The organism is Rhodocaloribacter sp. (assembly GCF_056451265.1).
Map to the genome: position 1 here is coordinate 77,575 of NZ_JBWOPL010000018.1, position 9,812 is coordinate 87,386.

Annotated in this window: 5 protein-coding genes; 2 read left to right on the forward strand and 3 right to left on the reverse strand. The window is 65.6% G+C overall.

The genetic code is table 11. The features are described 5' to 3' along the window. Window positions 1–14 precede the first annotated feature (14 nt). From AC1HIY_RS02040 to AC1HIY_RS02050, 3 genes are all read right to left on the reverse strand, one after another. A complete protein-coding gene (locus tag AC1HIY_RS02040; protein WP_479575033.1) occupies window positions 15–1,019 on the reverse strand; it encodes a hypothetical protein in 1,005 nt (334 codons plus the stop codon). Then, window positions 1,006–2,160, reverse strand: coding sequence for an NHL domain-containing protein (locus AC1HIY_RS02045; RefSeq protein WP_479575034.1), 1,155 nt, complete (start codon window positions 2,158–2,160; stop codon window positions 1,006–1,008). The genes AC1HIY_RS02040 and AC1HIY_RS02045 overlap by 14 nt, the downstream gene beginning before the upstream one ends. A 118-nt stretch (window positions 2,161–2,278) precedes the next feature. After that, window positions 2,279–3,484, reverse strand: coding sequence for an NHL domain-containing protein (locus AC1HIY_RS02050; RefSeq protein WP_479575035.1), 1,206 nt, complete (start codon window positions 3,482–3,484; stop codon window positions 2,279–2,281). Between the two features lie 927 nt (window positions 3,485–4,411). Here AC1HIY_RS02050 and AC1HIY_RS02055 point away from each other — a divergent pair. After that, window positions 4,412–6,745 (forward strand): T9SS type A sorting domain-containing protein, encoded by a 2,334-nt coding sequence (locus tag AC1HIY_RS02055; RefSeq protein WP_479575036.1) that lies wholly within the window; start codon window positions 4,412–4,414, stop codon window positions 6,743–6,745. Window positions 6,746–6,926: 181 nt separating this feature from the next. Continuing rightward, a partial coding sequence (locus AC1HIY_RS02060; protein ID WP_479575037.1) for a TolB family protein occupies window positions 6,927–9,812 on the forward strand: 2,886 nt, incomplete at its 3' end.

The window sequence follows — 9,812 nt, forward strand, 5'->3', positions numbered from 1 at the left end:
TTGCCGGGTGTGCATCAGTTGAACCGAAGCCGGTATTCCAGCCCGACAAAGAGATCGCGCGCGGCGATGGCATTGCGGCCATAAGGCGTGAAAAAAAACTGCACGCTCACACCCATCGACGCCAGCGCCGCGACGCCTGCCAGCCGAAACGGATACACCGCCGCCCCGCCGCCGACCTTGACGAAACGCTGCCGGGTGGGGATCGGGTTGAGCGCGGAAAATCCGACGACGGGCTCTTTCCACGACCAGTTTCCGCCGGCGAGGGCCTGAAGCAACAGCCCGCCCCCGAACGGCGTCAGGCCTGCCTCGACCCGGTAGACCAGTTCGTCCCCGTAATCCGGGCGGGGATCGGCGATGCAGTTCACGTCCCGCCCGGCGCGGCACGGCGTCGCGCCGGAGAAGACGTATAGAGTAGAACGCAAGCGATAGCCGATGCCTACCTGCGCATAGGCAGGGAAGGGATAAAAACTCCGGCCGTAGCTGAGCATCGCCTGAAGGTTCACCTGTCCGGCATCGACGCTCGGCGCATAGTTTCGGGTGTATCCCGTGGGCAGCCCGATGCCGAGGTTTACCGCGAGGGCGTTCCGGGAAGGGCCTACGCCGAAGAGCGGCAGGAGGGCCACACGCGCGCCCAACTCCGCCGTGCCGAAGGCATACGTCCGCAAACGAAAGGCCTGATCCCGGATGAAAATCCGCTTGTACGGCAGCGAAAAGACGAACGTCAGCCCTTCGGAAAGACCGACTTCGCCGTACACGTACAGGCTGCGGTCCCGAAACGTATCGCCCGGCATCCCGTCGATAAAATCCGTCCGGCGGCCGTCGAAGGTGAACTGTTCGGCGGCGGAGACTTTCCCGTAGAACACCTTCACGTACGCCTCGCCCGAGGGCATCGTCCAGGCCTGCGCCCCGGCGTCGGCTACGAAGAAGCCGCCGCAAAGGATGAGCCCGAGCGCCGCCGCGCAGGCGACCCGTGCGCGTCGAAAGCGCCCTGTTTTCTGCGTCGGTTCAGTACGGATCATAGACGCGCCTCACCTGATGATTGCCCGTGTCGGCGATGTAGAGCGTGCGCGTCACCTCGTCGAAGAAAATGCCCATCGGCTCCTTGAGCATGGCTTCGGCCGCCGGCGTGCCGTCCGGGGAGAAGCCTGCCTCGCCGACGCCGGCGACGGTCGTGATCGTCCCGAAGGCATCGATTTTTCGGATGACGTGGTTGCCGGTGTCTGCGATGTACACGCGATGATCTTCCGAGAAAATCACGTCGGTGGGCCGGTTCAACTGTGCCTGTCGGGCGCTGCCGCCGTCGCCGGAATATCCGGGCTCGCCCGTCCCGGCGACGGTCGTGATCTGTCCGGTGAAGAAGTTGTACCGGCGGATGCGATGGTTCTCCGTGTCGGCGATATAGAGCGCCCAGTCGTGGGTGTTCATCGAGATCCGCCCGCCGGGGATGGGGTCCTCGCCGTCGGGGAAGTGGAACCGCGCCTCTTCGGCCGGGCCGTCGAAGTAACCCGGCTCGCCGCCCGCCAGCGTGGTGACGACGCCCTGCGTGTCCACTTTTCGGATGCGCTGATTGCCCTGATCCGCGATGAACAGGTTTCCGTCCGGGTCGAAGGCGAGGCCGCTCGGCCACTTCGTTCGCGCCTCCCCGTACGGCGCCGTCGCCACGAGCGTGCGCACGTCGACGACCTTCACCCGGTCGTTGCCCCACGACGCGACGTAGAGGTCGCCGTCGGGACCGACCACGAGGCCGGCGGGTCGGCGGAGGTCGATCTGATCGGCCGGGCCGTCGGCGGTGTCGCCGGGGAAGCCGGTGCCGATGAGCCGCGTGATGACGCCGTCCGGCCCCACTTTGCGGATGCAATGGTTCTCCTCATCCACGATGTAGATCTCGCCGGTCTGCGCCATCGTCAGCGGCGCCATGGCCACATCGACGGGTCGGTTCAGGAGCGCCGCCCGGGCCGGGCCGCCGTCGCCCGCGTTCCCGGCCTCGGAAGTCTTGCCCGCGACCGTGCACAGCACCCCTTCCCCCCCGCAGGTCGCCGTCGCGTCGGCTTCCTCGGGCGGCTCGGGCGGGTCGAATTCCCGGAAGTCGGGCGTGAAATCACAGTGCGTGAGCCCGACCGCCAGCGCCAGGCACACGACGAGCGTCCGCAGGCTTCTCATATGCGATCTCCGAAAAGGATTGCGAGCCGGCATCGAACGGCCCCCACAAAGCACAGGCGACCGACGTCGAAGGGCACGGGTCTGCCCTTCGATGCCGGTCGCCTGCCTTCCATGAGGTCTAGTGATCCAGTTCGACGCGCTTGACCTGCTGGTTGAACGTGTCGGCGATGTAGAGGGTATGATGGGCCTCATCATACGTCAACCCCATCGGCCGATTGAGCTGCGCCTGCGCCGCCGGGGTGCCGTCCGGGGAGACGCCCGCCACGCCGGTGCCCGCCACCGTCGAGATATTCCCCGCGGCGTCGATCTTGCGAACCGCGTGGTTCTTCGAGTCGGCGAAGAAGATCTCGTTGTCATGCGTGAAGACCAGGTCGGTCGGCGCGTTGAGTTGCGCCGCCGTGGCCGGGCCGCCGTCGCCCGAGAAGCCTGCCTCGCCCGTGCCCGCGATCGTCGTCACCATGCCGGTGGCCATATCGATCTTGCGGATGCGGTTATTGTCCGTGTCCGCCACGTAGAGGGCCGTGTAGTCGGGATCGAACGCGATCTTCAGGCCCGGGCTGGCGTCCGGACCGACGGGCGCGCTGAACATGGCGCTTTCTCTCGGACCGTCGGCGAATCCTTTCCCACCTCCCGCAAACGTGGTGATGACCCCCTGCGCGTCCACCATGCGGATGCGCTGATTGCCCTGGTCCGAGATGAACAGGTTGCCCTCCGGATCAAAGACGACGCTGCTGGGCAGGTCCATTTTGGCCTGGGCGGCCGGGCCGCCGTCACCGGCAAACCCCTGGATGGTCCCCACCGGCGCCGAGGTCGTCATGCTCGTTTTGTCGATGAGCTTGATCTTCCAGTTATGCCAGGAAGCCAGATAATAGTTGCCGTCCGGGCCGATGGTGAGGCTCGTCGGGTGGTTGAGGTCGATCTGATCCGCCGGGCCGGTGGAATCGTCGCCCAGGCTTCCCGCACCGATGAAGCGGTAAAGCATGCCGTCCGAGTCAATTTTCCAGACGCAGTGGTTGTTCCAGTCTACGACGAACGTGACGCCGCCCGGCCCGATGGTGACGTCCATCGGCCAGTAATGATGCGCTTCGATGGCCGGAATGCCGTTCGGGTTGCTCCCGGCTTCGCCGACGACTCCGGAGACCGTGCAGAGCACGCCCTCGCCGCCGCAGGCTTCCGCCGTCGGCTCCTGTCCCTGCGGCTCCTCTTCGGTGTCCAGATAGGCGCTGTCGCATCCGCCCAGCAACAGCAACAGACTCAAGGCCAAACCCGGCACGGACAGACGCCGGGCATACCGGTTGAAAGAATGGTTCGGGTAGTTCATCATGGGTTCTCTTTTATGAAGGTGGCAAATGGACTCTGGAGCCGACCCTTCGCCGCACAGCATGACGAACGGGCCCGGCAATGTTTTTGAACGCGCGATACGCTAAACCCCCGCGCGGGCGGGCATCCTCGACCTCAGGCAACCGGAAAAACGCCCCGAACGGGAAAAGAACTGCTCATATTTCCAGTAATACTCCCCATCGTCAACGTCTCTGAATCATTAAGGGAAACCACAGGATCTGCCGCGACCGTTACCAAACATTCACCTTTCAGGGCAGCGATGCACTTGGTGTGGAATCCATCATGATTATCAGGCAATCGCTTCTTCTTCGAATCACGCGTTTGCGCTCAGGGACGCCTGAGGAAAGAATCTCTAAGGATGCTCCCGTTACTAACTTTGCAGTTTATCATTTTCTCCGCTCTCCCCCAATCACATACTTATGTCACAACCGGGCACAAACGTTCCAAAAATCAATTAGGACAATTTAGTATTAAATTATCTTATCAAGCCATACTCAAATATTTGCCACGTTTTGATAGATTTCCGGATCTAACACACCTGTGTGGCGCATGGGCGCTTTTCACAAGTTTCGCACTTTCTCGTTACAACATCTTCCCCATCGATCGCGCCCTTATGGAGACAAACCGGCGTCGGCGCTGGGAAGGTCTCTCCCGCCCCGCACAGGGCGTGCGGGAAGGTCGGGGCGCATCCCGTTTATTTCCCGGCGGATGCGTCTTGCATGTGTTCAAGGGTTTTTGTACTCTTTTCGTGTAAGCGCTTTCACCCGCATGTTCTCACCGAAAGCACGTGAGTAAAAGGCTATGAGGGCTGTCTTTTCCTGCGTCGGCTCCTCTTCGCGGAAGCGCTTACGTCGAAATCCGCCTCTTACGCGCATCTCCCGAACACCCTGATCTTTACGGAGGATGCCCTATGAAACGATGGTTTAGCGCCGCGCTCGTCACGCTCTCCTTCCTGATGGCCCCTGCGCCGGGCCATGCGCAAGATGACGTCATGATGCAGGCTTTCTACTGGGACGTGCCGGTAGACGCCGCCAACCTCAACGGCACATGGTGGGACGTGCTCGCCGGCCAGGCCGCCGAACTGAGCGCGGCCGGCATCACCGGCGTCTGGACGCCCGCCCCCTCGAAGGGGAACTTCGGCATTTACGACATGGGCTACGGCATCTTCGATCACTACGACCTGGGCAACTACAACCAGAAAGGCGCCGTCGAGACGCGCTTCGGCAGCCGGGCCGAGTTGATCAACATGGTCAATGCGATGCACGCCAACGGCATCGACGTCTACGCCGACATCGTCCTCAACCACATCTATACGAGCGACGCGGAGGAAGAAGCCAACCCGGCCGTGAAAGGCTACGTCTTCGACGAAGCCTTCCGAAACGGAACCCAGTACAGTCCCTATCCGACGAACGAGATCAAGTGGCGCATCCCCGCCGCCGACGCCGGAGACTACTACGTCAAGATCAAGGGATATTACCTCGACTGCAATGCCTCTTACACGGAGCGGGCCTATGATCTGACCATCAACTGGACCGGGGCCGCCGATGACACGAGCGTCAACTGGGAAAGCGAGCCCAATGACGGCAACGGCCAAAACAACGTCTTCCCCGGCTCGGGTAAGCACGTGTGGGCGCACATCAACGCGTGCGGCGACGTGGACGAGTACAAGATCACGCTGTCCTCGGCGGCGGACGTCATCCTCAAACTCGAAGCCCGGCGCGAGGTCAACGGCACGCTCGAATGGGCCGATCAGACCAACGGCTACTACCCCTTCGAGATCTGGCACAACGGCCAGAACCTCGCCGCCACGACGCTCGAAGCGCGCACGAACACGGGCGTCACGTACGTGAACCACACCGGTTCGGGGGAAGCCAACTATACGTGGAACTACACCCACTTCCACCCCGTCGATGCGAACGACTGGCTCGGCTTCCCGGGCAACGACGAGGTGATCCCGAACACGAAGTTCTTCGGCAACGACTTCAACACGTACTATAGCGTCGTGCAGGATCGCCTGCAGAACTGGGGCGTGTGGCTGACGAACACCGTCGGATACGACGGCTACCGCCTCGACTTCGTGCGCGGCTATCAGGAAAGCTTCGGCGCGGACTGGGTGAAGGCGATGCCGCTCAAAAACGGCGCGCAGCGCTTCGCCGTGGCCGAGTACTGGGGCGAGGGCGGCACGATCAAAAACTGGGTCAACACCGTCAACGGCCTCGGCGCCGACATCGACGCGTTCGACTTCCCCCTCAAGTTCACCCTGAAAGACATGGCCAACGGCGACGGCAGCTGGGACATGCGCTGGCTGAACAGCGCCGGACTCATCCGAGGGCAGGGCATGTCCGGCACCGAGGTCGTCACCTTCGTCGATAACCACGACACGGGGAAGGAGTCCGACAAGTGGGTGTCGAAGGACTGGGACATGGCGTACGCGTACCTCCTCTTTTCGGAAGGACGCCCCACCATCTTTTACCCCCACTTCTACGGCGTCACGCAGGTCGACGCGCATGATCCGAACGTCACGGTGACTGCTCCGGCGAGCCTCAAGGACGACCTCAAGAAGATGACCTTCGTGCGGAAAACCTACCTCGGCGGCGCCACGAGCATCCTGAGCGACGTCGGCAATCCCTGGCCCTCCGGCGATGCCTTCGATGTGTACGTGGCCCGCAGGCAGGGCAACGGCACAAAGACCGGCGCGATCCTCGTCCTCAACAACGACGACACGCAGACGATGGGGCTGTGGGTGGACAACGCCCCGACGAGCGGCTATACGAACTGGGCCGGCAAAACGCTCGTCAATGCCCTCGACGGCTCCTCGACGACGCAGGTCTACAGCGACGGGCGCGTGTGGGTCTCCGCGCCGCCGCGCGGCTATGCCGTGTATGTGCCGCAGGAGGAATACGTGGCCTACAGCGGGCGCGTGGAAAACGCTTTGGAACGGATCGACCGGGCGATGCTTACCGACACCCCTGCACCCCGCGCGTTCTCCGTCGCGCCGAACTATCCCAACCCGTTCAACCCGACGACGACCATCGCCTTCTCCCTTCCGGAGACCGGGCGCGTCACCGTGAAGGTCTACAACGTGCTCGGGCAGGTGGTCGCAACGCTCGCCGACGAGGTCATGCCGGCAGGCGCGCACCGCGTCGCGTGGCGGGCGGACGTCGGCCTCGGCAGCGGGCTGTACTATTACACCGTCTCGTGGAACGGCCGGCGACAGACGCGGAAGATGATGCTTCTGAAGTAGCCGCCCCGTTTGGCTTCCGATGAGGGAAGGACCGCCGGTGTGCGCGCACACGCCGGCGGTCTTTTTTTTTCCGCGCCCCTCCCCGATGCCGAAACGCCCCGACGCCTGGGACGTTTGGGACGCGGAGCGCCCCGATCCGGCGTTCCCCTTCCCCGCCTCCGACGAACGAACCGCTCCGCTCATGCGCGCCCCGTCTCTTTCCGTGCCTCTCGCCGCTGCGCGGTGCGCCGTGCTCACGGCGACGCTGGGTTTGCTCGCAGCGACGGCGGCCGGGCAGGGCTTCAACACCCTCAACGGCCGCAACCACCCCGAACTCGACTGGCGCGTGGCCGAGACGGCGCACTTCGAGATCATGTATCCGGCCCACCTTGCGGGCATCGAGACGGAGGCCGCCGCCGTCGCCGAGGCCGCGTACGGGACGCTCGCGGACAACCTAGGCGTGTCGTTCGACGAGAAGCTCCGCCTCTACCTCTCGGACGAGGACGAGATCGCCAACGGCTTCGCCGCGCCCGTGGGCAACGGATACACGGACATCTGGGTGCACGTGAACGAGGTGGCCGAGATGTGGACGGGGCGCGAGAAGTGGCTCCGGAAGGTCATCGCGCACGAGTTGACCCACCTCTTCCACTACCGCGCCGTACGAACAAAGATCGGCCCGTTTGCCTTCCTTTTCGGCGACCCGCTCCCGCGCTTCTTCACGGAGGGCCTCGCGCAGTATGAGACCGAACGATGGGACGCCTTCCGCGGCGACCGATGGCTTCGCACCGCCGTCCTCGACGACCGGCTCTCGTACGAAGACGGACTGTCGGCGTGGAACGGGCGGCTCCTCTACGCCGTCGGGCACAGCCAGGTGCGCTTCTTCGCCGAACAATACGGCGATTCGACGCTCACCCGCCTGCTCCACCATCGGAAGAAGGCGCTCCTCGGGCGCGTCGAGGTCCACGATTTCTTCAGCGCCTTCGAGGCCGTCACGGGCGCGTCGTACCGCGATTTTTACGACCGGTGGCGACGACACGTGAACGTCTATTATAATGCCCTCGCCGCCCGCATGGAGACGCCCGACTCGCTCGGCGCGCCGCCGCTCGAACTGCCGGGGACGTATTTTTTCGACCTCCGGTACAGTCCCGACACGACGCGCCTGGCCGTGGTGGCGCTCGCTTCGACGGAGCGTCCGGTGCGGCGGCTGTACGTGGTGGACCGGGCGACGGGCGAGGCCCATGTGGCGGCCGAGGGGGACGTCGCCGCGGTGGCGTGGAGCCCGGACGGACGACGCCTCGCCTATGCCCGCCGCACGCGCGGACGCCACGGCTCGCTCCTCTACGACCTCTACCTCGTCGACGCCGACGGCAAGCACCGGCGGCGGCTCACCCACAGCCGCCGCGCCACCGCCCCCACCTTCGCTCCGGACGGGCGGCGGCTGGCCTTCATCGGCTCCGAAGGCGGCACGGCGAACCTTTTCCTCCTCGACCTCGCCACGGGCGCCGAGACGCCGCTGACGCACTTCACCGGCGACGTGCAGCTCGCCGCCGCCCGGTGGCATCCCTCCGAAGAAACGATCGCCTTCGCCCGCTTCGACGCCGACGGCACGCGCGATGTGGCCGTGCTCGACCTCACCACCGGCGGCGTCATGCCTGTCACCGACGGCACGGCGGACGACCGGCGGCCCGTCTGGAGCCCGGACGGGACGCGGCTCGCCTTCACCTCCCTCCGCGACGGCGTGCCGAACGTCTTCGTGCGCGACCTCGCCGCCGGCTCTACCCGGCGCGTCACCTTCGTCGCCACCGGCGCGACGGCCTTCGACTGGCTCCCGCCCGACACCACGCACCCGGACGGGACGCTCGCCCTCAGCGTGGGCGTCTCGAAGGAGCGCGACCGCGCTTTCCGCATCGACGCCGCGCGCACCGCCGGGCACCACGCGCCCCTCGTGCCCGAAGCGTACGCCGCGTGGACCATGCTTGGCCCGCCGCGCGAGGTTCCGCCCGCCCCCGCGCCGAACCCCGACCTCATCGAGAAGCGATACCCGTATCGCTCGTTCCCCAACCTTACGCACGCCGCCTCGCTTGCTTTCCCGTATTTCAACCGCGCGGACGACTGGGGCATCGGAGGCTTCACGGCGTGGGTGGAGCCCCTCGGCAAGCACGCCCTCTTCGCCCTCGGCAACCTCTCGCTCGCCGACCCGGGCGGCGAGAGCTTCTTCCTCGGCTCGTACGTCAACAACACCGCCGCGCCGTCGCTGGCCTTCAACCTCTACCGCTTCCCCGGCGCGGCGCGGTATTACGGCAACGGGATCCTCGCCGAACGGTTCACCGGCGGCGACGTCACGGCGGTCTGGCCGCTCGACTGGGGCGACGCGCCGTACACCGTCACGAGTCTCGGTGCACGCGTCCGTTTCGCCGCCATCGATCCACTCAACCCGGAAGATTTCGAACGGACCGTCGACGACCTGCCCCGGCCCGAAGCCGGAGAGCAGGCCGACCTCCGTCTCACCTTCGTCCGGAAGCGCCGGCGTCCGTACCGGCACAACGTCGTCCACCCGCTCGACGGCGTAGGCGTGCGCCTCCGGCTGACGGCGGCCTTGCCGCTCCTCGGCGCGGACGCACGCTTCCTCCGGGGCGACGTGGCGGCCTTCGGCATCCTTCCCGCGCCCGGCGCGCACCGCGTCTTCGTCTATGGCCGCTTCGAGGCACAGACGGGGACGCCGCTGGCGCAAGACGTGATCGGATTGGCCCGGTGGGATCTCCTTCAGTTCGAGGCGCCCGGCATAGGGTTCGTCTCACTCGGCGAGGCCGAGCGCGTGCGCGGCTACCGGCGCTTCGTCCTCGGCAACCGCGTCGCCTTCGGGACGGTCGAGTACCGCGTGCCGCTCCTCCCGGACCTCCGGACGCGGCTCTTCGGCGTCGTCTCCCTCGGCGCGACCACCGCCACCGCCTTCGCCGACGCCGGCGCCGTATGGGCCGACGGGGCCTTCGGCCGCGCCGTGACGAGGCTCGGCCTGGGCGTGGAGCTGAAGAACGCGCTCGACCTCGGCGGCGTCTTCCGGATCATGCACGCCGTCGGCCTCGCCCGC